Below are 23615 nucleotides of genomic sequence, written 5' to 3' on the forward strand. Positions count from 1 at the left end.
CTTTCGTACGCCCTACTTAGTCTGACAACCTGATAAGCAGATTCACCGACAAGAACACCAAGGTATCCCCTGCATGACTTACGACTACTGCATCATCGGCGGCGGCATCGTCGGCCTCGCCACCGCCATGGCCCTGCTCGAACAGCGCCCCGGCGCCTCGTTGCTGATCCTCGAGAAGGAAACCAGCCTCGGTCTTCACCAGACCGGCCACAACAGCGGCGTGATCCATGCAGGCATCTACTACGCACCAGGCACTCTCAAGGCCGACCTGTGCAAACGCGGCGCCCAAGCCACCAAGGACTTCTGCACCGAGCACGGCATCGCTTTCGAGGTCTGCGGCAAACTGCTGGTGGCCTCGAACGATCTGGAAATGCAGCGCATGCACGCGCTGTACGAGCGCTCGCAGCAGAACGGGCTGAAGGTCGAGCGCCTGGACGCCGCCGAACTCAAGCGCCGCGAGCCGAACATCGTCGGCAAGGGCGCGCTGTTTCTCGATGCCACCGGCATCGTCGACTACAAGCAGGTGTGCGACGCCATGGCCCGGGTCATCCAGAAGGCCGGCGGTCACGTTCGTCTGGCCACCACCGTGCGGGCGATCCAGGAACAGGGCGACTACGTCGAGGTGAGCAGCGACAGCCAAAGCTGGCGCGCCCGCCAGCTGGTCGCCTGCGCCGGCTTGCAGTCCGACCGCCTGGCGCGCCTGGCCGGAGTGAAGATCGACCACCAGATCATCCCCTTCCGCGGTGAGTATTACCGCCTGCCGGCGAGCAAGAACCAGATCGTCAACCACCTGATCTACCCGATCCCTGACCCGGACCTGCCGTTCCTTGGCGTGCACCTGACACGCATGATCGACGGCAGCGTCACCGTCGGCCCCAATGCGGTGCTGGGCCTGGGCCGGGAGAACTACCGCAAGTTCTCGGTGAACTGGCGCGATGTGGCCGAGTACGCGCGCTTCCCGGGCTTCTGGAAAACGATCTGGAATAACCTGGGCTCGGGCACCACTGAAATGAAGAACTCGCTGTTCAAGCGAGGCTACCTGGAGCAGTGCCGCAAGTACTGCCCGCAGCTGGAGGTAGAAGACCTGCTGCCGTATGAGGCCGGCATCCGCGCCCAGGCGGTCATGCGCGACGGCACCCTGGTGCACGACTTCCTGTTCGCCGAGACCCCACGCATGGTGCATGTCTGCAACGCACCCTCGCCTGCAGCCACCTCCGCCATCCCTATTGGCCAGATGATCGCCGCGAAGATCCTCAAGGCCCGCTGAAACCCCTGCATAGCCCACTACAAAGACAATAAGGAAACCTCAGATGTCGGTACACGAGGCGGCCCTGGCCGCGACCGAAACCCCGGACCAGCAGCGCAAACGCCTGCGCAAGGTGGCAGCAGCGACCATCTTCGGCTCGATGCTGGAGTGGTATGACTTCTACCTGTACGCCACCATGGCAGCGATCGTCTTCTCGAAGATCTTCTTCGATGCCAGCAACCCGGCCGTGGCCTCGCTGCTGGCGTTCTCCACCTTCGCCATCGGCTTCATCGCCCGCCCCTTCGGCGGCGTACTGTTCGGCTACCTGGGCGACCGCTTCGGGCGCAAACAGGTGCTGGTGATCACCTTCTGCATGATGGGCGTTTGCACGGCCCTGATCGGCCTGATCCCCAGTTACGCCAGCATCGGCATCTGGGCCCCGATCATCCTGGTGGTGATCCGCATCATCCAAGGTCTGGGCGCGGGCGCCGAATTGTCCGGCGCGGCGGTCACCTCCTACGAGCACGCCAGCGAAGGCAAGCGCGGCAGCCAGGGTGCCTGGCCGGCACTGGGCCTGAACCTGGGCCTGCTGCTGTCGTCGCTGACCGTGTATCTGCTGACCATGAACGGCAATGAATTCCTGCTCGCCGGCGGCTGGCGCATCCCGTTCATCGCCAGCATCGCACTGGTCGGCATCGGCCTGTGGGTGCGCAAGAGCATCCCTGAGACCCCGGATTTCAAGAAGCTCGACCAGGCCAAGGATAAACCCCAGGTCTCGCCGCTCAAGCTGCTGTTCAAACATGACCTCAAGGGCCTGGCAGTGGTGTTCTTCGTAGCCATCGGCTACAACGCACTGAGCTACATCTTCAAGACCTTTTCCCTGGCCTACCTGACCCAATTCAAGGGCGTCGAGGCCCATGTCACTTCGCTATCGGTGACCATTGCCAGCCTGGTGGCGATCTTCACCGTGCCGTTGTTCGGCTGGCTGTGCGACAAATGGAGCAGCAAGACCGTACTGATGCTTGGCGGTGTGCTGTCGGCAGTGTTCGCCTACCCCTTCCTGCAATTGCTGAGCACGGGCGAGCCGACCCTGATCTACATCGCCATCGCGATCGGTACCGGCATCCTCGCGCCCATGATGTTCGCCCCTCAGGGCTCGTTCCTCAGTCGACAGTTCCCAGCCCAGACGCGCTCTTCGGGCTTTGGTACCGGCCGCGAGATCGGCACGGCCGTGGCCGGCGGCCTGGCGCCACTGGGCGGACTGGCCCTGGTGGCCGGATCGGCCACCCATTCCACTGACGGTGTGGCACTGATTTTGGCGATCTCTGGCGTATTGGTGGTGGTCTTTGCCCTGTTCGACCAAGGGCGCAAGCATTCCAGCGCGAAGAACTGACGCGCACTGGCGGCCCGATCGCAGCCAACCCACGATCGGGCCGAGCCACCCCGTTGAACTGCCCCGGCTTCACCGGACCAGCCCTGCAAGAAAAATCCACGCCGCCATTGGTCGGCATGGGCCTGGATGGATTAAAGTATCACCCCCTGCCCGGACGCCGCTGTGCCAGCACGCCAGGCCCATTTCCAGGAACCGTCGACGATGGAACACCGTGAGGCGCTGATCGCGCTGCGCACCTTTCTTTCCTCCCAGATCCTTGGCCAGGAGAAGCTGGTCGAACGCCTGCTGATCGTGCTGCTGGCCGACGGCCACATGCTGGTCGAAGGCGCACCGGGCCTGGCCAAGACCAAGGCCATCAAGGAACTGGCCGAAGGTATCGAAGCGCAGTTCCACCGCATCCAGTTCACCCCCGACCTGCTCCCGGCCGACATCACCGGCACCGAAATCTATCGCCCGGAAACCGGCAGCTTCGTGTTCCAGCAGGGGCCGATCTTCCATAACCTGGTGCTGGCGGACGAAATCAACCGCGCTCCGGCCAAGGTGCAGTCAGCGTTGCTCGAAGCCATGGCCGAGCGCCAGGTCAGCGTCGGGCGCAGCACCTACGAGCTGTCGCCGCTGTTCTTGGTCATGGCCACCCAGAACCCGATCGAGCAGGAAGGTACCTATCCCCTGCCCGAGGCCCAGCTCGACCGCTTCCTGATGCACGTGAAGATCGGCTTCCCGGATGCCGCCGTGGAACGACGCATCCTCCAGCAGGCCCGCGGCGAGGCGCTCGGCGGCGAGGTCAAGCCGGAGCGGCGGGTCAGCCAGCAGGCGATCTTCGCCGCGCGCAAGGAAATCCTCGGCCTGTACATGGCCGACGCCGTGGAGGAATACCTGGTGCAGTTGGTGATGGCCACCCGCACACCGGCCAAGTTCGACGCCGAGTTGGCCGACTGGATCGCCTATGGCGCCAGCCCGCGCGGCTCGATCGCCCTGGACCGCTGCGCCCGCGCCCACGCCTGGCTGGCCGGGCGTGATTTCGTCAGCCCCGAGGACATCCAGGCAGTGCTGTTCGACGTGCTGCGCCACCGCATCATCTTGTCCTTCGAGGCGGAAGCGGCGGGGATCGACCAGGACCGGGTGGTCCAGCGCATCCTCGACGTTGTCGCTGTCGCCTGACCCCATGCCCACCGCGCACCTGACCGAACCCGGCATCCGCATCGGCCTTGCCGAGTTGATCGACATGCGTCACCGCGTGCGCGAAATCCAGCTGTTTTCCCGGCCCGGCCAGCGCAGCCCGCTGGTGGGCCTGCACCACTCCAAGCTGCGCGGACGCGGCGTGGACTTCGACCAGGTGCGGGTCTACCAAGCCGGCGACGACGTGCGCAACATCGACTGGCGCGTCACCGCGCGCACCCAGGAGCCGCATACCAAGCTGTTCCACGAGGAGCGCGAACGGCCGATCTTCATCCTGGTCGAGCAGAGCCAACGCCTGTTCTTCGGCTCCGGACTGATGTTCAAGTCAGTCCTGGCGGCCCAGGCTGCGGCCCTGTTCGGCTGGGCCGCGCTGGGCCACAACGACCGCATCGGCGGACTGGTGTTCGGCGACAACGAACACCACGAGATCAAACCCCGGCGCAGCAAACAAAGCCTGCTGCAGTTGCTCAACCGACTGGCCAAAGTGAACCAGTCGCTGCACACCGAGGCCGTGCCCCAGCCCGACAGCTTGGGCCTTGCCTTGCGCCGCGCCCGCGAGGTGCTGCGCCCAGGCAGCCTGGCCATCATCATCTGTGACGAACGCGCCTTGACCCCTGGTGTCGAGCAGCACCTGAGCATGCTCTCGCGCCACTGCGATCTGTTGCTGATGCCCGTCTCCGACCCGCTCGACCACGCGCTGCCGGCCGCCGGCTTGCTGCGTTTTGCCCAACGCAGTGCCCAATTGGAGCTCGACACCCTCGATGCCAACCTGCGCCAGGCCTACCGCCAGCAGGCCGAGGCGCGCATCGAGCGCTGGGAGCTGCTGGCGCAGAAGCTGCGGGTACTGTTGATGCCCTTGAGCACCCAGAGCGAGATGATCGAGCAACTGCGTGAGTACCTCAACGCCCAGCGCCCGGGGAGCGGTCAATGAACCCGCTGGACCAGTTGCAACCCTTGATCGCGCCGCCGGCCGTGAGCCTGTGGCCGCCCGCGCCGGGCTGGTGGGGCCTGCTCGCCCTGCTGCCCCTGCTCGGCTGGGGGCTGTGGCGACTGCGCCACTGGCGTCCGGCCAAACCCCGAGTGGTGCGCGCCGAGCAGCCGCTGGACCCCATCCGCCTGGAAGCACTGGCCGAACTGGCTCGCCTGCCCCGCCCCTACGACGGCGCACCTGCCGGCGCCTGGCTGCAGCACATCAACGCGCTGCTCAAACGCCTGTGCCGCAACCACTACCCCGGCGCCAACAGCCACACGCTCAACGGCCGTCAGTGGCTGGCGTTTCTAGACAACCGCTGCCCGGCCGCAGGCCTGACCCGCTGGATGGTGCTGGTCGAAGGCGCCTACAAACCCGAGTGCAAGCTCGACGACAAGGCCATCGCCGGGCTCGCCCAGGCGGTCGAAATCTGGATCCGCAAGCATGTTTGAGCTGGCCTGGCCGTGGGTCTTCTTGCTGTTACCGTTGCCGTGGCTCGCGCGCCTGGTGCTGCCGGCTGCCGACAGCGGCGAGCCGGTGCTCAAGGTGGGCTTTCTCGATGAACTCGAAGGCTTGGCCGGGCGCCGTGCCCGCCTGAATCTGCCGACCTGGCGCCAGCAGGCGCCCTTCGTGACGATCTGGCTGCTCCTGCTGCTGGCCGCTGCCCGTCCCCAATGGCTCGGCGATCCGGTGCCGGTGGCGGCCAGCGGTCGCGACCTGCTGGTGGCGGTGGATGTGTCCGGCTCGATGGACTTTCCCGACATGCAGTGGAAGGACGACGAAATCAGCCGCCTGGACCTGGTCAAGGCGCTGCTCGGCGATTTTCTCCAAGACCGCGAGGGCGACCGGGTCGGGTTGATCCTGTTCGGCAGCGAAGCCTACTTGCAGGCGCCGCTGACCTTTGACCGACGCACCGTGCGCACCTTTCTCGACGAGGCGCAGATCGGCATCGCCGGTAAGAACACCGCCATCGGCGACGCCATTGGCCTGGCGGTCAAACGCCTGCGCCAGCGTCCGGCGCAGAGCCGGGTGCTGGTGCTGATCACCGACGGAGCCAACAACGGTGGGCAGATCCACCCGCTCACCGCCGCCCGCCTGGCCGCCCAGGAAGGCGTGCGCATCTACACCATCGGCATTGGTGCCAACCCCGAAGCCAGCGGTACGCCAGGGTTGCTGGGCCTTAACCCGAGCCTGGACCTGGACGAAGCCTCGCTCAAAGAGATCGCCGAACTGACCCAGGGGGCCTACTTCCGCGCCCATGACGGCGCCGAGCTGGTCGCGATCGGCGATACCCTCGACCAGCTCGAACCGGTGGCCCAGCAACCGACCCAGGCACGCACTGCCAAAGCCCTCTACGCCTGGCCGCTGGCCTTGGCATTGCTCTTGAGCGTGCTGCTGGTGGTCGCCGTGCAATGGCCGGACAACCTCTTCCAACGCCTGCTGCGCCGACCGCGCTTTCTACAGCCGCACCCGGAATGGCGCCAGCGCCTCAAGCGCCTGCGTCTGAGGAGGCGGCGATGATCGAACTCTGGCCGCAATGGCTGCGCCCTCTCTGGCTGCTGGTGATCCCTCTGCTCGGCTGGCTGCTGTTCAAGCTCTGGCACCGGCGCAAACGCGCCGGGCGCTGGCAGCTGATCCTTCCCGTGCAATTCCATGGTGTGCTGCTCGGCGGCGGCAACGGCCAGACCAGCAAGTTGCCGTGGATCGCCCTGGGCCTGGCCTGGCTGTTGGTGGTCCTGGCCTTGCTTGGCCCAAGCTGGCAACGCCTGGAAGAAACCCGCCAGCGCCCCGCCGACCCGCTGGTGATTCTGCTCGAGCTGACTCCACAGATGCTCGCCGAAGACAGCACGCCCAACCGCCTGGAGCAGGCCCGCCGCAAGATCTTCGACCTGCTCGAGCACCGTCGCGACAGCCAGACCGCCCTGGTGGTGTATGCCGGCAGCGCGCATACCCTGGTGCCGCTGTCCGACGACCTGGGCACCACCCGCAACCTCCTGGAGGCGGTCGATCCGTCGATCATGCCGCAGCCCGGCCAACGGGCCGACCTGGCCGTGCAGAAAGGCCTTGCCCTACTCGCCCAGAGCGGCCTGGGCCAGGGGCGTCTGTTGCTGATCGGCTCGGCGCTGAGCGACGCCGAACGCAGCGGCATACTCAAGGCCCTGGGCCGTCAGGGCCCCAGCCTGCTGATGCTCGGGATCGGCAGCAGCGAGGGCGCACCGGTGCGTCAGGCCAACGGCGAATACCTCAAGGACGATCAGGGCGGCATTCTCCTGCCCCGCCTGGACAGCGCCAGTCTCAAAGCCTTCATCAACGGCACCGGTGGACGTTACCGCCACGCCCGCATCGACGACCTGGACCTGCGTGGCCTGGGGCTGTTCGATAACCCTCACGCCCTGCGCAGCAACGGCCAGACCGTGCAACTGGACAGCTGGGCGGACCAAGGCTACTGGCTGCTGCTGCCCTTGCTCGTGCTGGCCGCCTGCGCCGGTCGGCGCGGTTGGCTGTTCTGCCTGCCGCTACTGCTGGCCTTGCCGCAACCGAGCCAGGCCTTCGAATTCAACGACCTGTGGCTGCGCCCGGACCAGCAAGGCCAGCGCCTGCTCGAGCAACAACACCCTGCCGACGCTGCCCGGCACTTCGAAGACCCGCAGTGGCGCGGTATGGCGCTGTACCAGGCGGGCGACTATGAAGCAGCAGCCAAGGCCTTCGCCCAAGGCAGCAGCGCCGCAGCCCACTACAATCGAGGCAATGCCTTGGCCCGCGCCGGGGAGCTGGAAGCCGCGCTGGATGCCTACGAGCAGGCCCTGGAACGTCAACCCGACCTGCAGCCGGCCCTGGACAACCAGGCGTTGGTCCAGCAATTGTTGCAGCAACGCCAGGCCAAGGCCGAGGAACAACCGGCCGGCAGCGAGTCCGAAGGTACCCCCGGCAACGAGACCGAGGGCAACAGCAGTTCAGCGTCCAGCCCAGCCCAAAGCACACCTGGCAGCGATGAGCAGGCCTCCTCCCAGGCCCAGGGCGAGAACGCAAGCAATGCGCAAGGGCCAGGCAGCTCGCAACCTGGCGATGACGACAGCACCACCCAGCCGCCGCAGCGGCCGGTCTCCACCAGCCTGGATGCCGAACAGCGCCAGGCCCTGGAGCAATGGTTGCGGGAAATCCCCGACAACCCGGCCCAGCTGCTGCGGCGCAAATTCTGGTATGAACAGCAATTGCATCAGGACACCTCACGATGAGTCGCCTCGGCGTCTTACTATTCAGCCTGCTGTGGCTTCTCCAGGCCCAGGCCCAACCGACCCTGCAGGCCAGCGTCGACCGCACTCGCCTGCAGGCCGGCGAAACCTTGGAGCTGACCCTGGAAAGCCAGGACGTCACACAATTCGGCAAGCCCGACCTGCGCGCCCTGGAAGGCGACTTCGAAGTGCGTGGCACCCGCCAGCTCAACAGCCTGCACACCCTTGACGGCGAGACCCGCGCGAGCACCCGCTGGATCATCACCCTGCTGCCCAAGCGCAGTGGCAGCTTGCGTATCCCCGAGCTGCAACTGGGCCAGTCGCAGAGCCAAGCCATCGAGCTGCAAGTACTGCAAGCCGATGCCAGCCGTCCCGAAAGCGCCTCCAAAGTCTTCGTCGAGGCCAGCCTGGACAGCCCAGAGGTGTACGTCCAGGCCCAGGCCGTGTTGACCCTGCGCATCTATCACTCGGTGTCGCTGTACGACGACAGCAGCCTGAGCCCTTTGCAACTGGACAACGCCAAGGTCGAGCCATTGGGCGAATCGCGCACCTATGAAAAGGAAATCAACGGCGTACGCCACGGCGTGATCGAGACCCGTTATGCGATCTACCCGCAACAAAGCGGCACCTTGGAGCTCCCGGCACTGACTTTCACCGCCACCGCCGCCGACAATGGCGAGCAGCCGGCCGGCACCCCACGTGTGGGTCGCCAGGTCCAGGTCAGCTCGTTGCCACTGCAGCTGAAGGTGCGGCCGATCCCCGGCGCCTGGCCTGCCGATCAACCCTGGCTGCCGACGCGAAGCCTGACCCTGGAAGAACACTGGAGCCCGGACCCAAGCAACCAGCAGACGCAGATCGGCGACTCCCTGACCCGCAGCATCACCTTGCACGCCGAGGGGCTGTCCAGCACCCAGCTACCGCCTTTGCCAGCCACCGAGATCCACGGTTTGCGCCGTTATCCGGACCAACCTGTACTGCGCAATGAAATCAGCGAACGGGGCATGACCGCCAATCGCGAGGAGCGCGAGGCACTGGTCCCGACCCACAGCGGCGCCCTGGCCCTGCCTGCACTGGAAATTACTTGGTGGAATACCCGCGAAGACCATCTGGAGCACAGCAGCCTGCCGGCGCGCACCCTGCAAGTGGAAGACAACCCGGCCCTGAGCGCCGACACGCCGGTCGGCGACAGCAGTGCCAGCAATGCTCGCGTGTGGCCCTGGCAGCTCGCGACCCTGGTGCTGGCGCTGACCACCCTGCTGGGCTTCGCCCTGTGGTGGCGCGCCCGCTCGCAGCCGGCGGTGCTGCGGGCCACCCAAAGCGGTCCGAGCCCGCGCAGCCTGCTGGACGACCTCAAGCGCGCCTGCCAGGCCAACGACCCCCAGGCCACTCGTCAGGCGCTTGACGCCTGGGCACGCCAGCAGCCGGAAACCCTGGCCGAGATGGCCGCCCGTTTCGTACCCTTGTCCGATGCCTTGGATGGGCTCAATGGCGCCTTGTACAGCGAAAGCGGCCAGTATTGGCAAGGCGACGAGCTGTGGCGCGCCATCGGCACCATCCCACCGGCCGAGCAGGTCCTGACGCCTTCGGGCGAAACAGGCAGCCTGCCGCCGCTTTACCCCAAATAACCTTCAGCGCGTGGTCCTCGACTCCACGCCTGCATGCTTGCGGAAATTTCAATGCGTCTGTTTCACACCTCCGACTGGCACCTGGGCCAAAGCCTGCACGGCCAGGAACGCGACTTCGAACATGCCTGCTTCCTCGACTGGCTGCTCGGCCAGCTGCGCCTGCGCCAACCCGACGCCTTGTTGATCGCCGGCGACATCTTCGACACGGTCAACCCACCGGTCAAAGCCCAGGAGCGGCTCTACGACTTCATCGTCCAGGCCCATGAGCAACAGCCCAAGCTCGACATCGTGATGATCGCCGGTAACCACGATTCCGGCTCGCGGATCGAACTGCCGGCTGCCTTGATGCGGCGCCTGCGTACTCACGCGCTGGGCCGTGTGCATTGGCTCGATGAAGGCCAGCTGGACGCCGAGCGCCTGCTGATTCCGCTGACCAACGCCCGCGGCAAGGTCTGCGCCTGGTGTTTGGCCCTGCCATTCCTGCGCCCGGCGGAAGTCACCGGCCCACAGCTGGGCGACGACTACCTGCAAGGCATCACCCAGGTGCACCAGCAACTGATCGCCGCTGCCCAGGCCAAGCGCAAGAAAGACCAGGCCCTGGTCGCCATCAGCCATGCGCACATGGCCGGCGGCGCAGTCTCGGAAGACTCCGAGCGCAGCCTGATCATCGGCAACGCCGAGGCCCTGCCGGCGCGTCTGTTCGACAAAGCCATCAGCTATGTCGCCCTGGGCCACCTGCACAAACCGCAACGGGTCAACCGTGAGGAGCGCATCCGCTACAGCGGCTCACCGATTCCGTTGTCGTTCGCTGAAATCAACTATCCGCACCAGGTACTGGAAATCGAGCTCGACGGCGCCGAGCTGGTCAGCGTCGAGCCTCGCCCGATACCACGGGCCGTGGCCCTGCAACGTATCGGTCCGGCACCTTTGGGCGAGTTGCTGCAACAGCTGGCCGACCTGCCGGTGATCGATCTTCTGGACGATCCCAACCGCCAGAGCTGGCTGGAAGTGCGGGTGCACCTGGACGAGCCGCAGCCAGACCTGCGCCAGCAGATCGAGAGTGCCCTGCAAGGCAAGGCCGTGCGTCTGGTGCGCATCAGCGCCGAATACGCTGGGCGCGACAGGCAGGACGAGGACGAGCAACCCTTCGTCGAGCTGTCGCAATTGACCCCGCAAGACCTGTTCAGTCGCGCCTGGGAACAGGCCTATGGCAACCCGGTCGATGAGCAGGCTCTGGCTGATTTCGCCCAACTGCTGCAAGACGTCCAGTTGGAGGAGGCTCAGCCATGAAGATCCTTGCCATTCGCCTGAAAAACCTCGCCTCCTTGGCAGGCCCGATCGACATCGACTTCACCGCCGAGCCCCTGGCCAGCGCCGGCCTGTTCGCCATCACCGGCCCCACCGGCGCTGGCAAGAGCACCCTGCTCGATGCCCTGTGCCTGGCGCTGTTCGGCGCAGTCCCCCGCCTGGACGACATCGGCCGGGAGGCCAAGGTGCCCGACGCCGATGGCGAGATCCCGACCTCCGACCCACGCAACCTGCTGCGCAGAGGTACCGGCAGCGGCTATGCCGAGGTGGACTTCGTCGGCATCGACGGGCGCCGCTACCGCGCCCGCTGGGAAGCCAACCGCGCCCGCGAGAAAGCCAATGGCAAGCTGCAACACAGCCGCCAGAGCCTGTACGACCTGGACAGCGAGCAACTGCTTGGCAGCGGCAAGAACGAATACAAGCATTTGGTCGAAGCACGCCTGGGCCTGAACTTCGAGCAGTTCACCCGCGCGGTGATGTTGGCCCAGAGCGAATTCGGCGCCTTCCTCAAGGCCGACGACAAAGAACGCAGCGAGCTGCTCGAAAAGCTCACCAACACCGCCATCTACACCCGCCTGGGCCAACGCGCCTTCACCAAGGCCAAGGAAACCGGCGAACGGCACAACGACCTGAAGAAACAGGCCGAGCACCTGCTGCCCATGGACACCGAAGCCCGCGCCGCACTCGACCAGCAACTGGAGCAGGCCCAGCAACAGTTCAAGGCCGACCAGGCGCGCCAGCGGCAACTGCAGCAACAACGCACCTGGCTTCAGGAGCAGCGCCAGCTACAGGCCCAGTACACCGAGGCCCAACAGGCGCTGCACGCGGCCGAGCAACAGTGGCAGCAACTGGCCGAGCAGCGCCTGGACCTGCAGCGCCTGGAACGCCTCGCGCCGCAGCGCCATCAGTTCCATCGCCAGCAAGTGCTGACCGCACAGTTGACCCCACTGGCTGCGGAGCTCGCCGACCAAGCCCGCCAGCAAGACGAACTGCAAGCCCGCGTGGGCGAACTCGAGCAGGCGCTTGAAGGCGCGCGCCAAGCGCTTGCCCAGCGCCAAGCCCAGCACAGCGAAAACGCCCCACGCCTGCGCCAGGCCTTCGCCGCCCAGGACAGCCTGGCGCGCCTGAGCGAAGAACTGGCCGCCCAACGCGCCGCTGCCGAGCAGGCAGCCCAGGAGGTCGCTGACAGCCAGCAGCAATTGCAGCAGTTGGAGGAAAACCAGCAACGCAGTCTGCACACCTTGGCGCAGATCGATGCGGCGCTCGCGCACAGTGAACAACTGGCCGGGCTGACCGATGCCTGGCAGGCTTATCTGCCGCAGTTGAAGCAAGTGATGCTGGTAGGCGGCCGCCTGGCCAAGGGCCGTGAAGAGCTGCCGGGCCTGCAGGCCCAAGTCAGCCAGGCCAATGCCCAATTGCAGTCCCAACGCGACAGCTTCGAGCTGTTGTTCCGCGAAGCCGGTGCCGAACCCCAGGCGCTGGCCGAGCAGATCGACCTGCTGGGCGCAATGCTTCAGGACAACCGCAAGCAGCAACGCGTGGTCGAAGACTTGTCACGCTTGCACGGCCGCGAACAGGAACTGCGTCATACCCTGGCCAGCCTGCGCGAGCGCCAGCAGCAGGCCATGCAACAGCGCCAACAGCTCATCGGCCAAGGCACCGCCGCCAAGGCCGAGCTGGAAGCCGCCGAACAGGCCCTCGCCCTGACCCGCCAGTTACTCGAACGCCAGCGCCTGGCACGAACCAGCAGTGTCGAGGAGCTGCGCGCGCAACTGCGCGACGGCGAGCCCTGCCCTGTTTGCGGCAGCGCCGAGCATCCCTTCCACCAGCCCGAAGCCCTGTTACAGAGCCTGGGCCGCCATGACCAGGCCGAAGAAGACGCCGCCCGCACCCAGGTCGAGGCCCTCAACAACCAGTTGATGGAACTGCGTACCCAACTGGGCGTGGTCAACGCCCAGCTCAAGGACTACCAGCAACAACAGGTACAGTTGGGCGAGCAACTGCAACCGCTCCTCGAGCAGCTCCAGGCCCATGCCCTGTGGCCCGCCCTCGCACCGCAGGACGACAAAGGCCGCAGTGCCTGGCTCGACGGCCAGCTGCGCCGCCTGGATGAAGAGATCACCCGCGACGAGAAGCGCCAGGGCACCCTGCTCGCCCTGCAAAAAGACGCTGCCCGCCTGAACCAGCAGTTGCAGGCTGCCAGCGAAGCCCAGCAGCAGGCCCAGCGTCATCTCGAGCAACAACACCAGGCCCTGGCGACCGATGAGCAACAGCTTGAGCAAGGTATCAACGATCTGACCAACGTCCTGCCCGCGGACATCCTCCAGGCCCTGCGCGACGATCCGGCCAACGCCTTCCTCGGCCTCGACCAGCAGATCGCCCAGCGCCGCCAGCAGCTCGACCAGCGCAAGGACGAGCAACAAGAACAACAGGCACGCCAGGTTCAGCTGGACAAGCTGCGCGACCAGCAGCAATTGCGCCTGAACACCCAGCAGCAACTCCAACACAAGCTCGCCACCCTGGATGAACAGCGCCTGCAAGCCTTGGCCACCCTGGCTGAACTGCTCGGCGAACAGCCCAGTGCCGAGGCCTGGCAACAGCACATGGACGCGCAACTGGAACATGCCCGCCTCGCCGAGACCGAGACCGCCGAGCGCTTGCAGGCGCTGCGCACCCAAGGTGTGCAACTGGCCGGCGAGCTCAAGTCCAGCCGCCAGCGCCAGCAGGCGCTGGAGCAGGAGTGCCAGCAGTTGCAAGGCCAGATCGCCCAATGGCGCAGCGAACATCCCGAACTGGACGACACCGGCCTCGACCGCCTGCTGGCCATCGACGATGCCCAGCTCGGCGAACTGCGCCAGCGTCTGCAAACGGCGGAAAAAGCCATCGAGCAAGGCCGCGTGCTGTTGCAGGAGCGTGAACAGCGCCTGCAGCAGCACGTCGCCCAAGCCACCGGCGAAGTGGACCCCGAGTCTCTGGAAGAAGCGCTGACCACCCTCGAGCAAGCGCTGGCCAGCCAGGAGCAGCAGTGCGCCGAACTGCGCGCCCGTCAGGCCGACGATCAGCGTCGCCAGCAAGCGCACCAGGCGTTGGCCAGCGAGATCGAGCAGGCCTATCACCAGTGGCAGCGCTGGGCACGTCTTAACGCCCTGATCGGCTCGGCCTCGGGCGACGTCTTCCGCAAGATTGCCCAAGGCTACAACCTGGACTTGTTGCTGCATCACGCCAACAGCCAATTGCGCCAACTGGCCAAGCGCTATCGCCTCAAGCGCGGCGGCAGTGCCCTGGGCCTGCTGGTACTGGACACCGAGATGGGCGACGAGCTGCGCTCGGTGCATTCGCTTTCCGGCGGCGAAACCTTCCTGGTGTCCCTGGCCCTCGCCCTGGGCTTGGCGTCCATGGCCTCCAGTACCCTGCGCATCGAATCGCTGTTCATCGATGAGGGCTTCGGTAGCCTGGACCCGGAGTCTCTGCAACTGGCGATGGATGCCCTCGACGGCCTGCAGGCACAGGGGCGCAAGGTGGCGGTGATCTCCCATGTGCAGGAGATGCACGAGCGCATCCCGGTGCAAATCCAGGTCCGCCGCCAGGGCAATGGCCTGAGCGATGTGGAGGTGTGTGGGTGAGGCTCTATTCGTTCCGCCGCTGCCCCTGGGCCATGCGCGCATGCCTGGCCCTGCGTTATGCCGGCTGCCCGGTGGAGATTTGCGAAGTGGCGATGAAGAACAAGCCCGCCGAACTCCTGGCATTGTCGCCCAAGGGCACGGTGCCGGTGCTCGACACCGGTGACCACGTGCTTGAAGAAAGCCTGGACATCATGCGCTGGGCCCTGGAGCAGAACGATCCACAGGATTGGCGCCTGCAGGCCGCCCCCGCGGCGGCGGCCCAGGCGTTGGAGCTGATTGCGCGCAACGACCACACCTTCAAGGCCCAGGTGAATCTGTACAAGTACGCCGAACGTTACCCTGAACATTCGCGCGAGCACTACCGCCAGCAGGCCGAACCCTGGCTGGCGGAGCTGGAAGGATTGCTCGAAGGCCGTCCGTACCTGCTGGCAGAGCACCCGAGCCTGGCCGATGCCGCCCTGCTCCCCTTGATGCGTCAGTTTGCGGGGGTGGAACCGGCCTGGTTTGCCAGGGCACCGTACCCACGTGTGCGCACTTGGTTGCAGGGCTGGCTGGAATCAGACCTGTTCAAGGCCATCATGGCCCGCTGAGGCCCTGTGTCTGCAGGGTGCCCATTCGCGGCGGCTCGACGCCTCGATAAGCCCGTCCCCACAGGCACAGCGGTGTGCTTGAGAGCACCGAAGGACCTGTGGGAGCGGGTTCACCCGCGAAGAGGCCGGCGCAGCGACCCGAGACCGGCGTTTGTATCTTTCAGATAGCCAGGATCGGCGAAGAGAACAGCAACAGCACCACCGCCGCGATACGCCACATCATGCTCCACCTCCGGAGTCAAAAATACAGCGTCAAATTTAAACATATGGCGTTGTGCTACTACCACCCCTTCTACGAATCAATGTGCGTGTTTTCCGCCCAGGGCTGCATGGAAATGCGCGCTTTGCTGCAGGTACTTTTCGGTATAGCTCTGGGTGACAGACGATTTACCGCGCACTTCGACCTGAGCATGGGCAGGCAGGACGACAGAGGCGGAAATGGCGGAAGCGGCAATGACCGGGAAGAGATTGAAGTTCATGCGGGCTGTCCTCGACTTCGATGGTTTGACGATGGCCGTTGTTGGCCTTGGGTCAAACTTACGCCGCCAGGGAGGCCCGCAGAAATTCATTGCGCCAGTAGCGATTATCAAGCCGATTGATAGTCACTCGAGAAACTTGAGGTCCGACGGCGCGTCCTGGGACAGGGTCTGGATGGTCTCGCCGAGCTTGCCGCTGCGTGGGTCGCGGCGCATGACCACGATCTGGTTGCTCTTCTGGTTGGCCACCAGCAAGAAGTTGCCACTCGGATCGAGGGCGAACTCCCGGGGGTGGTCTCCCTCCACCGAGCGGCGCTGCAACAGGCTCAACTGGCCGTCATCCTTGCCCACCGCATACACCACGATCTCGTTGGCAGTGCCGCGGTTGCTGACATAGAGGAATCGGCCGTCGGCCGACAAGTGCAGCCCTCCGGACGCCTTGGCCGCAGCATCCTGCTGCTCGGTCAGGGGCAGGCGCTGGCGTTCGATCAGGTTGCCGTCCTGGGCCTCGAACGTCACCACCTCGCCGCTCATTTCCAAGGTCAGGTAGGCGTACCGGCCCTTGGCGTCGAACAACAGATGACGCGGGCCGCTGCCGGCAGGCAAGGCCACCGAAGCGGGGATCGCCGGGCTCAAGGGATGCTGGGGGCTGGCACCGTCGTAGCGGTAGATGAATACCTTGTCGGCGCCCAGGTCACTGGCGTACAGGTGGCGACCGTCGGGCGAAAGCACCACCGAGTGCACATGGGCACCGGACTGACGTTCGGGATTGACCTTGCTCGGGGCATGGCGCAGCTGCTGGACCGCCTCCTTGAGCGTGCCGTCCCGTGTCACCGGGATCACCACCAGGCTCCCCCCCGGCACAGGTGCGACAGCGTAGTTGGCAATGAACAGGTAGCGCTGGTCATGACTGAGGCTGGCATGGGTCGGCTCGTCGCCACGGCTGGCCACCTGGTTGAGCGGCTTGATCTGGCCCTGGGTGCCCAGCGAAAAACTGCTCACGTGGCCTTGGGGCGTTTCGTTGACCACGAACAGCAAGCGCTGGTCAGCCGAGAGCACCAGCCACGAGGGGCTCACGCTCTTGACCACCTGCAGCGGCGTGGGGTCGATCTGGCCGCTGCGGGTATCGAAGCTATAGCGATAGAGCCCCTGACTGGCGCCATCGGTATAGCTACCGACTAACAGCACGCCTGCGTGTGCGTTGAACGTCAGGCCCATGAGACTAGCGGTCAGCAGGCTCTTCCAGATCTTCATCGTCGTCATCTTCCGAGGCGCGCAAGGCATCCATACAGACTAGCCGATGCTCACCGTCGGCATCGTCGAGCAGCCATTGATCGCCCTCGGCGACTGCGGCGGCGACTTGCTCTGGCGTGAAGCGCCAACGGCGCAGTTGACGGCCGTCCATGCATTCGACCGACAGGCCATCGGCGTCGAAGGTGAAATCGAAGGCATGCAGCCCATCGATCAGCAGCATGTCACAGGATTCGAGGGCAGTGGCAAGGGTGGTCATGGAAAGGTCCGCAGAGAAATGGACCGGCATTATAGCCTCGGCGACGCGAGAGCTGTGGCCGCGAGTCACGCCTGCGGAGGGCCGCAAAGCGGCCCCCCTCCGGATCAATGTGCGAAGATCGACCCACCCGCCTTGCCCGCCAGCTTCTGCGGACGAATCAGGAAGCGCGCCAGCGCCGGCAGCAGCCACAGCGCGCCGAACATGTTCCACAGCAACATGAAGGTCAGCATCAGGCCCATGTCCGCCTGGAACTTGATCGCCGAGAAGATCCAGGTGCACACCCCGATGGCCAGGCACAGGCCGGTGAACAGCACCGCCTTGCCGGTGGAGCGCAAGGTTTCGTAGTAGGCCTCCTGCAGCGGCAGCCCTGCCCGCAGGAAGCTCTCCAGACGGCTGTAGATGTAGATGCCGTAGTCCACGCCGATCCCCACGCCCAGGGCCACCACCGGCAAGGTGGCAACCTTGACGCCGATGCCCATGAAGGCCATCAGGGCGTTGCCCAGCACCGAGGTGAGCACCAGTGGCAGGACAATACACAGCGTTGCAGCGAACGAGCGGAAGGTGATCAGGCACATCACTGCCACGCACAGGTACACCAGCACCAGGATGGTCAGCTCGGCCGACTTGATCACTTCGTTGGTGGCCGCCTCGATGCCCGCGTTACCGGCCGCCAGGAGGAACTGCAGGCCCTCTTTGTTATGGCTGTCGGCAAAGGCCTGGGCTGCCGCGGTCACCCGCTCCAGCGTCTCGGCCTTGTGATCGTTGAGGAACACCAGCACAGGCGCCAAGGAGCAATCGGCGTTGTACAGGCCATCGGCGCGGGCGATGGAGTTATTGAGCACGTCCGGGTTGCGCGACAGGGTCTCCCATTTCAGGCTGCCCTCGTTCATGCCTTTGATCACTTGCTTGGACACGGTCACCAAGGAGATCGCCGACTGCACGCCGGGGGTGTTCTCCATGGTCCACATCAGCTCGTCGATCGGAGCCATGGTCGAATGGATCGAGCAGCTCTCGGCCGGGGTCTTGACCATGATCACCAACACGTCGGAGCTGGTGGAGTAATTGCTGATGATGAAGTTGTTGTCCTGGTTGTAGCGCGAGTCAGGACGCAGCTCCGGCGCGCCCTGGTCAAGGTCGCCGATCTTGAGGTTCTGGCTGTACCACAGGCCGCCGGCAAAGGCCGCCAGGGCCAGGGCGATAGACACAGGCGCCACCTTGGGGCTGGCGAAGTTGGCCAGCAGGCGCCAGAACGGGTGTTCGCGGGTGGCGTCCTTCTTGCTGCGGGCAATGGCCTTTTGGCTGATGCCTACGTAGGAAATCGCTACCGGTAACAGAATCAGGTTGGTGAAGACGATCACCGCCACGCCGATCGACGCACCGATGGCAAGCTCACGGATCACGCCGATGTCGATCACCAGCAACGTGATGAAGCCCACGGCATCGGCCAGGATGGCGATCATGCCCGGCAGGAACAGCTGCCGGAACGTGCGCCGGGCAGCGGTCAGGGCGTTGTCGGCTCCGCTCGACTGCAAGGCGATGCCGTTGATTTTCTGCACCCCGTGGGAGATGCCGATGGCGAAGATCAAGAACGGCACCAGCATCGAGTACGGATCCAGCCCGAAGCCGACCGCATGCATCAGCCCCAACTGCCAGACCACGGCCACCAAGGTGGTGATGAGCACGGCGATGGTGCTGCGGATGCACCAGGTGAACCAGTACAACAGTGCCCAGGTGATGGCCAGGGCCACGCCGAAGAACATCACCACCATCACCAGACCGTCGATCAGATCACCGACTTTCTTGGCGAAACCGACGATGTGGATCTTCACGTTGGGATTCTGGGCCTGGAACTTGTCGCGAATCTTCTCTTCCAGCTGATGGGAAAACTGCTGGTAGTCGAGCTTGACCTGCTTGCTCTGGTCTTGAGGGTCCGGGTAACTCTCCATCAACGGCACGTCGACGATGCTGGACTTGAAGTTGTTGGCCACCAGACGCCCGACCTGGCCGGACTTGAGCACGTTGTCGCGCAGCTCGTCGAGGCTTTCGGCCGAGCCATTGTAAGTGTTGGGGATCACCTCGCCGCCGGCGAAGCCGTCTTCGGTCACCTCGGTCCAGCGCACGCTCGGACTCCACAGCGACTTGAGCCCAGCCCGGTCGACGCCCGGAATATAGAAGACCTCGTCATGGATCTGGCGCAAGGTCTCCATGTAGTCCTTGTCGAAGATATCGCCATTGACCGCTTCCACCGAGATGCGCACGGTGTTGCCGAGATTGGCCAAGTCATTGCGGTGCTCGAGCATCTGTTCGATGAACGGGTGCTGCAGCGGGATCATCTTCTCGAAACTGGTAGACGGGCGGATCTGCGTGGCCTGCCAGAACAGGAAGATGCTCACCAGCAGGCACAGGGCGATGACGGCCGGCCGATTGTTGAAGATCAGCCGTTCGAGCAAGGTCGCCTTGTCTTGATGATGGTGCTGGTGCATATCGAAACTCTCCCGGCTGGTCATTGCTGCCCCTCCTCTGCGCCTTCAGCGGTGGCCAGGTGCACGCCCCCTTGGCCCACCAACAGCAGACCGCCATTGGCAAGCTCCGCGGCGCCCGACAGGGCGAGACGGTCGGCGCGGTTGTAGACCGTGAAGCTCTGGCCGTCATCGCGGCTGCGCAGTACCGTGCCGCCATTGCCCACCAGAACCAGGCTGCCATCCTTGAGCAAGGTGGCGCTCGCCAGGCCGAACTCCAGCGAGCCACGGGCAGCCTTGAGCGCGATCGGCTGCCAGGTATCGCCGAAATCAGTAGAACGGAACAGGTTGCCGCGCAGGCCGTAGGCCAGCAGCGTGCGGGGGTGAGCAGTGGCGATCACGCCGAACAGCGACCCCTCGTAGGGGCCTTCGACGCGCGACCAGCTCTGGCCGTTGTCGCTGGAACGGAACATGCTGCCCTGTTCGCCGACGATAAACAGGCCCGCATCCTTGATGCTGGCAATAGCGTTGAGGTGCAACTGATCGGGGTTGTCCAGCCGCTCGGCGATGTCCTGCCAGTGCTGGCCGCCATCGGTGGTCTCGATCAGGGCGCCATAGGCACCCACGGCAAATCCATGCTGGGCATCGAGGAAGGTCACGTCGAGCAATGGTGCTTCGCGCGCGAGGTCTTCGAACTGTTTGCTCCAGGTGGCGCCGCCATCGTTGGTGGTCAGCACCTGGGCGTCATGGCCGACCGCCCAGCCGCGCTTGTCGTCGAGGAAGAACACTGCCGTGAGCAACTGCCGGGTGGGCACCCGGGCCTGGGTCCAGGTCTTGCCCTGGTCGTCGGAGAACAGGATATGGCCACGGTCGCCGACCACCACTAGCCGTTTACCGAGATTGGCGGCATCGATCAGCAGGCTCTGGCTGGCCCTGGCCGACTCCACCGAGTACTCCTCGGCAGCGGCGGCCTGGGCACCACCTGCTGCTGTCGAGATGGCCAGCGCCAGCCACATGCTGGCCGCCAGTGGCCAGGCACCACGCCGGGCACGCGCCCTAATCCGGTCTCTCATGACCGCTCCCCTTTTGTGTTCTTGTAGTGGGTGAGCCTATTGGCAGGTGCTGCGAAAACCCTGTTCCAGAGCACTGCAATGGCTTTGGGGCCATCCTATCGGGGATATCGGCGGGAAAACAACGAGCGGGACGTTATGTTTTGTTAAGCAAAAGAAAGGGGCTGCTGCGCCCCATCGAAGGCTTCGCCAGCTCCCACCTAGGTTGATAGGGGCTGACGAAGCCTGCAATGGGGCTGCCCAGCAGCCCCTGTCAGTCCGGTTCAGGCCAGACTCTTGCTCACCACTTCATACACATCGCTGGACAGCGCACCACAAGCCAGGATGCGCTCCAGCTCGCCACGCATCAGAGCCTGGCGCGCATCGTCGTACTTGCGCCAGCGGGTCAGCGGCGCCAACTGGCGCGAAGCGATCTGCGGGTTGAGGGCGTTGAGCTCGATCACCAGGTCCGCCAGGAAGCGGTAGCCCGAACCGTCGGCGGCGTGGAAGTTCACCAGGTTCTGCCCGGCGAAGGCACCGATCAGCGCACGCACCTTGTTGGGGTTCTTCAGGGTGAAGGCCGGGTGCTGCATCAGCGCCTTGACCCGCGCCAGGCCACCCGGCAGGGGGCTGGCGGCCTGCACGCTGAACCACTGGTCCATGACCAGCGGGTTGTCCTTGAAGTGCTCGGCGAAGGCGTCCAGGGCCTTGGCGCGCTCGGCCTCGAACGGCGAGTTGACCAGCACCGCCAGGGCGGTGAGACGCTCGGTCATGTTGTCGCAGTGCTCGAACTGCTCCAATGTCGCCTGCAACACCTGCGGCTTGCCGGTGAGCATCAGGTACGACAGGGCGATGTTCTGCAGGCTGCGGCGCGCGAAGTGCTCGGCTTCGGCGACATAAGGGGTCTTGCTGGAGACTTCGCGGTTGGCCTGGTAGCGCGCCCACAGGGCGTCGAACAGCTGCTCGGCGATCTGCTTGCGAGCGAATTCACGGGCTGCATGGATGGCATCGACGTCGGCCACCTGGCTGATCTCGGTCAGGTACGCCTCACCGGGCAGCGACAGCATCTCGGCGACCATCGCTGCATCGAGCGACGCATTGCCCAGTACCGTGCCCAGGGCAGTGATCAGCCGCTGATCGAGCTTGAGGGCCTCGCCGCGCTGATATTGGCCGATCAGCTCCTGCAACACCTGCACCGACAGCTGCTGACCCGCTTCCCAGCGGTTGAAGCCATCGCTGTCGTGCTGCATGAGGAACATCAACTGGTCGCGATCGTAGGGGAAGCTCAGCTTGACCGGCGCGCTGAAACCACGCAGCAACGACGGCAGTGGCTTGGCGGCGATGCCTTCGAAGGTGAAGGTCTGCTCGGCTTCGGTCACCGACAACACGCGGCTGGTGCCCTGCGGTACAGCTTCGCCGGCCAGGCGCAGTGGCAGGTCGTTGCCCTGGGCGTCCAAAAGGCCCAGTTCCACAGGGATCACGAACGGTTGCTTCTGGGCTTTGTCCGGGGTCTGCGGGCAGCTCTGGCGGAAAGTCAGGCTGTAGGTCTGCGCGGCAGCGTCATAGGCTTCGCTGACCTCCAGGCGCGGCGTGCCGGCCTGGCTATACCAACGCTTGAACTGGGTCAGGTCCACGCCGTTGGCGTCTTCCATAGCCTTGATGAAGTCATCGCAGGTCACGGCCTGGCCGTCATGACGTTCGAAGTACAGGTCGCTGCCCTTGCGGAAGCCTTCGCTGCCCAGCAGGGTACGGACCATGCGCACCACTTCGGCACCCTTTTCATACACGGTCAGGGTGTAGAAGTTGGAAATCTCGATGAAGCTGTCCGGGCGAACCGGATGGGCCATGGGACCTGCGTCCTCGGCGAACTGGTGCGTGCGCAGGTAGGCTACGTCCTCGATGCGCTTGACCGTGCGCGAGTTCATGTCGGCGCTGAACTCGGCGTCGCGGAACACCGTGAAGCCTTCCTTGAGCGACAGCTGGAACCAGTCGCGGCAGGTCACCCGGTTGCCCGACCAGTTGTGGAAGTACTCGTGGGCCACCACCCCCTCGACCCGCTGGTGGGCGGCGTCGGTGGCCGTTTCGGCACGCGCCAGCACACAGCTGGAGTTGAAGATGTTCAGGCCCTTGTTTTCCATGGCGCCCATGTTGAAGTCATTGACCGCGACGATCATGAAGATGTCCAGGTCGTATTCACGGCCGTAGACCTCCTCGTCCCAGCGCATGGACTTCTTCAGGCTGACCATGGCGTGGTCGCACTTGTCGATGTTCTCCGGCTCCACGTAGATACGCAGGGTCACGTCACGACCGGACTGGCGGGTGAAGGTGTCCTCGACGCACCACAGGTCACCGGCCACCAGGGCGAACAGGTAGGCCGGTTTCATGAACGGGTCTTCCCACGTTGCCCAGTGACGACCGTCCTCGGCCGGTCCGCTGCCGACCGGGTTGCCGTTGGACAGCAACACCGGGTAGCGATGCTGCTCGGCGATCACGGTGGTGGTGAATTTGCTCATCACGTCCGGGCGATCGAGGTAGTAGGTGATCTTGCGAAAACCCTCGGCCTCGCACTGGGTGCAGAACATTTTGCCGGACTTGTACAGGCCTTCGAGCGCGGTATTGCTCTCTGGATGGATCTTCACGCTGGTATCGAGGGTGAACCGCTCGGCCTTGGGCTGCACGGTCAGGCTGTCGTCATCGACCTGATAGTCGCCGGTGGCCAGCGTCTGGTCATCCAGCTGCACACTCAGAAGCTCCAGTTGCTGGCCGTCGAGCACCAGCGGCGGCAGACCAGCGCCCCGGGCCGGGTTGCGGCGCATGACCAACTGCGCATGGACCAGGCTGTGGTCCTCGAACAGCTCGAACGTCAGGTGCGTCTCGTCGATCAGGTACTCAGGCGCCTGGTAATCCTTGAGGTAGATCACTTGCGGTTGTTCGGTACGCATCGTGCTGGTCCT

17 protein-coding genes are annotated in these 23615 nt (G+C 64.9%); 11 read left to right on the plus strand and 6 right to left on the minus strand.

Going from position 1 to position 23615, the window contains the following annotated elements; all coding sequences use genetic code 11:
- Positions 1–73 precede the first annotated feature (73 nt).
- The 11 genes from lhgD (at position 74) to J5X93_RS18225 (ending at position 15167) form a co-directional block, all read left to right on the plus strand.
- Positions 74–1267, plus strand: a complete 1194-nt coding sequence (lhgD, locus tag J5X93_RS18175; protein ID WP_182815951.1) for an L-2-hydroxyglutarate dehydrogenase — start codon at positions 74–76, stop codon at positions 1265–1267.
- Positions 1268–1310: 43 nt separating this feature from the next.
- Entirely contained in the window at positions 1311–2639 is a 1329-nt protein-coding gene (locus tag J5X93_RS18180) for an MFS transporter (RefSeq protein ID WP_043206760.1), read from the plus strand.
- Between the two features lie 201 nt (positions 2640–2840).
- Positions 2841–3800, plus strand: a complete 960-nt coding sequence (locus tag J5X93_RS18185) for an AAA family ATPase (protein WP_043206762.1) — start codon at positions 2841–2843, stop codon at positions 3798–3800.
- Between the two features lie 4 nt (positions 3801–3804).
- Complete coding sequence (locus tag J5X93_RS18190; protein WP_043206852.1) at positions 3805–4749, plus strand: DUF58 domain-containing protein; 945 nt, start codon at positions 3805–3807, stop codon at positions 4747–4749.
- Positions 4746–5240, plus strand: coding sequence for a DUF4381 domain-containing protein (locus J5X93_RS18195; protein ID WP_070573355.1), 495 nt, complete (start codon positions 4746–4748; stop codon positions 5238–5240). The genes J5X93_RS18190 and J5X93_RS18195 overlap by 4 nt, the downstream gene beginning before the upstream one ends.
- The gene (locus J5X93_RS18200) at positions 5233–6309 is read left to right on the plus strand and encodes a vWA domain-containing protein (protein ID WP_043206765.1); all 1077 of its coding nucleotides are present in this window, start codon (positions 5233–5235) and stop codon (positions 6307–6309) included. The genes J5X93_RS18195 and J5X93_RS18200 overlap by 8 nt, the downstream gene beginning before the upstream one ends.
- Entirely contained in the window at positions 6306–8024 is a 1719-nt protein-coding gene (locus J5X93_RS18205) for a tetratricopeptide repeat protein (protein WP_043206766.1), read from the plus strand. The genes J5X93_RS18200 and J5X93_RS18205 overlap by 4 nt, the downstream gene beginning before the upstream one ends.
- Positions 8021–9646 (plus strand): BatD family protein, encoded by a 1626-nt coding sequence (locus J5X93_RS18210; RefSeq protein ID WP_250033776.1) that lies wholly within the window; start codon positions 8021–8023, stop codon positions 9644–9646. The genes J5X93_RS18205 and J5X93_RS18210 overlap by 4 nt, the downstream gene beginning before the upstream one ends.
- A gap of 51 nt (positions 9647–9697) precedes the next feature.
- On the plus strand, positions 9698–10936 hold the full coding sequence (locus tag J5X93_RS18215) for an exonuclease SbcCD subunit D C-terminal domain-containing protein (RefSeq protein WP_102081940.1): 1239 nt from the start codon (positions 9698–9700) through the stop codon (positions 10934–10936).
- Positions 10933–14577, plus strand: a complete 3645-nt coding sequence (locus tag J5X93_RS18220) for an AAA family ATPase (protein WP_250033779.1) — start codon at positions 10933–10935, stop codon at positions 14575–14577. The genes J5X93_RS18215 and J5X93_RS18220 overlap by 4 nt, the downstream gene beginning before the upstream one ends.
- Positions 14574–15167 carry a glutathione S-transferase gene (locus J5X93_RS18225; RefSeq protein ID WP_250033781.1) on the plus strand — a complete coding sequence of 198 codons (594 nt, stop codon included), beginning with the start codon at positions 14574–14576 and terminating at the stop codon, positions 15165–15167. The genes J5X93_RS18220 and J5X93_RS18225 overlap by 4 nt, the downstream gene beginning before the upstream one ends.
- Positions 15168–15466: 299 nt before the next feature.
- On the opposite strand, the gene J5X93_RS18230 is transcribed toward J5X93_RS18225, so the two are convergent.
- The 6 genes from J5X93_RS18230 to pepN all read right to left on the minus strand — a co-directional run bounded on the left by J5X93_RS18230 (position 15467) and on the right by pepN (position 23603).
- A complete protein-coding gene (locus tag J5X93_RS18230; RefSeq protein ID WP_043206774.1) occupies positions 15467–15646 on the minus strand; it encodes a hypothetical protein in 180 nt (59 codons plus the stop codon).
- A 123-nt stretch (positions 15647–15769) separates the two neighbouring features.
- Positions 15770–16897, minus strand: coding sequence for a lactonase family protein (locus J5X93_RS18235; RefSeq protein ID WP_434968408.1), 1128 nt, complete (start codon positions 16895–16897; stop codon positions 15770–15772).
- The gene (locus J5X93_RS18240) at positions 16866–17153 is read right to left on the minus strand and encodes a DUF5629 family protein (protein WP_043206779.1); all 288 of its coding nucleotides are present in this window, start codon (positions 17151–17153) and stop codon (positions 16866–16868) included. The genes J5X93_RS18235 and J5X93_RS18240 overlap by 32 nt, the downstream gene beginning before the upstream one ends.
- A gap of 104 nt (positions 17154–17257) precedes the next feature.
- Positions 17258–19660 carry an efflux RND transporter permease subunit gene (locus J5X93_RS18245; RefSeq protein ID WP_090343835.1) on the minus strand — a complete coding sequence of 801 codons (2403 nt, stop codon included), beginning with the start codon at positions 19658–19660 and terminating at the stop codon, positions 17258–17260.
- Positions 19657–20685 carry a WD40/YVTN/BNR-like repeat-containing protein gene (locus J5X93_RS18250; RefSeq protein WP_043206780.1) on the minus strand — a complete coding sequence of 343 codons (1029 nt, stop codon included), beginning with the start codon at positions 20683–20685 and terminating at the stop codon, positions 19657–19659. The genes J5X93_RS18245 and J5X93_RS18250 overlap by 4 nt, the downstream gene beginning before the upstream one ends.
- Positions 20686–20945: 260 nt before the next feature.
- Complete coding sequence (gene pepN / locus J5X93_RS18255) at positions 20946–23603, minus strand: aminopeptidase N (protein WP_250033784.1); 2658 nt, start codon at positions 23601–23603, stop codon at positions 20946–20948.
- Positions 23604–23615: the final 12 nt, after the last annotated feature.

This window comes from Pseudomonas sp. BYT-1 (assembly GCF_023611805.1).
In the GTDB taxonomy this organism is placed as follows: domain Bacteria; phylum Pseudomonadota; class Gammaproteobacteria; order Pseudomonadales; family Pseudomonadaceae; genus Aquipseudomonas; species Aquipseudomonas guariconensis.